The following is a 2,037-nucleotide window of genomic DNA, read 5'->3' as shown; positions in this document are numbered from 1 at the left end:
CGGATGGGATAACCGCTGAAAGCATCTAAGCGGGAAGCCCTCTCCAAGATAAGCATTCCGTCACGCGTTAAGCGTGTGTAGTCCCCATGGAGAACACGTGGTTGATAGGCCGGACGTGGAAGCCCCGCGAGGGGTGGAGCTGACCGGTACTAACGGACGAGCGACAACACAACCCAACACCCTCGGGGGTTGGGTTCCCGGAACGAATTCCAGACGTTCCCGGACAAGCACGGAGCACTTTTGGTTCACACTGCGATCGACACGAAAACACACGACGCGTCCGCTAGCCGGTTCCCAGACCACCACCATCCACCGGGATGATCCCCGGTGATAATTTCAATATTTTGCGGCGGTCATGGCCCAGGGGAGACGCCCGGACCCATTCCGAACCCGGAAGCTAAGACCTGGCACGGCGATGGTACTGCACTCGACAGGGTGTGGGAGAGTAGCACACCACCGCAATCCACTCTTCCGAAAAGGGGAGAAGCCACACGGCTTCTCCCCTTTTCCCATATCTGGACATTGTCGGCGGCCGCTTGGAACACCAGTAATGGATGATCAGCTCACTGATGTCTGGTCAGCACGTTCATGCCATGGCGTTGGACTTTCGTCATCACATTTGCGCTACTCATCATTTTCATGATTCCTGGACTAATCTCCATTCGTCAGGTCACTCCTATGGTGGAAACATCTCAATACGTTGCACGTGCTGTGCATTGCCATTGCATTTGTGTCGTTCATCTTCGCGGTGGAACGCGGCGGCCTCGTCATCACCGCGTTGAGAGGACATTCCGATGGCACCGTACGTGCCCTGATCCTTCCTGCGTGTCTACTGATCGTCTGCGTTGTCATGTTGGTGCTGTTCGCACGGATGAGTCGTAGTGCCTGCTCTCCGTTGATACGGTTGGGAGTATTACGCAGCGGTCCGTTTCTCTGGCATCTTCTTGGCCTACGTGCTCGGATTCTCTGTGTGCTTCGCCAATACGATGACCAGCGGTATGGGATCCATCGCGCCGCAGTTCAAGCCCGATGGCAATGCGGTGTTCAGTACGTTTCAGCAGCTTGTCGGTGCGGTGGGGACCACGGTGATGTCCGTGTTCCTGGGTGTGGCGCAGACCGGCACGAAGAGCGGAACCGCGGAGTTCGCGAAGGTGACGATCTCCGGTGCCATTGGTGATACGCGGCGTTGCTGATCGTCGCTGTGCTTGCCATGTTGGCGAATCTGCATGTGCTGAGATTAGGGCGACGAATCACAGCCCGTTGGTGAGGAGAAGAGCCTCATGATCGGTTTCGGTCACGAGGCTTTTTGTGTTTTCGACATAATATGCCTTATCGGCTCGGTTGTGAGACCTGGCACGACTACTGATTGCAGGTTACGAGAGTGTCTGTGCCGTGGTGAACGTCGTGCAATGAAGATGAACGCTGCGCGACGCGCCGTCCAAGAATGAGATTTCGGTTTTTCCTCATGTTCTGATCGACGTACACTGATGGTGAAGACGTGAAATACGCATTTTGCGACACGCCGAGAGAACGCCGTCGTTTCAACGATTCTTGGCGTGCTTTACCATGCCGATTTGCATGGATTCCTGTTCTCGTGTAAGTTATCTACTCGCTGCCTGACAGCGACAAGAAATCTTCGGATTACTTGCTTGTTCGGTGTGGTGGTGGTTTGAGAACTCAAGAGCGTGTTTTGTACTACTAAGTTTTGATTGCCAGTCCGGCCATGGCTCCCGTTTGTGGAGTGTCCCGAGAGGGGCTGTGATTGTGGTCGGGTTTTTTGGAAGGATTGTGCGAGCATTGGCCGGGGTTTCCTGGTTGGTGTTTTGTCTGTCTTTTTCTTTTCTTTTTTTCGAGTCATGTTTTTTGGCTCTTCATGAAGGTTTTTTTGTGGAGGGTTTGATTCTGGCTCAGGACGAACGCTGGCGGCGTGCTTAACACATGCAAGTCGAACGGGATCCTGCCAGCTTGCTGGCGGGTGAGAGTGGCGAACGGGTGAGTAATGCGTGACCAACCTGCCCCGTACTCCGGAATAGCTCC

1 protein-coding gene and 3 rRNA genes are annotated in these 2,037 nt (G+C 54.5%); all 4 read left to right on the top strand.

The genetic code is table 11. The features are described 5' to 3' along the window. Positions 1–173 (top strand): 23S ribosomal RNA (locus Tam10B_RS12725); the annotation flags it as partial. Positions 174–345: 172 nt separating this feature from the next. After that, positions 346–462 (top strand): 5S ribosomal RNA (rrf, locus tag Tam10B_RS12720). Positions 463–998: 536 nt separating this feature from the next. Beyond that, positions 999–1,193, top strand: coding sequence for a multidrug efflux MFS transporter (locus Tam10B_RS12715; RefSeq protein WP_143248663.1), 195 nt, complete (start codon positions 999–1,001; stop codon positions 1,191–1,193). Between the two features lie 691 nt (positions 1,194–1,884). Further along, positions 1,885–2,037: ribosomal RNA gene (locus Tam10B_RS12710) — 16S ribosomal RNA — on the top strand; the annotation flags it as partial.

This window comes from Bifidobacterium vansinderenii (assembly GCF_002234915.1).
Taxonomy (GTDB): domain Bacteria; phylum Actinomycetota; class Actinomycetes; order Actinomycetales; family Bifidobacteriaceae; genus Galliscardovia; species Galliscardovia vansinderenii.
Note: the sequence above shows the minus strand (reverse complement) of the source record. Positions and strands in the feature narration are given on the sequence as shown.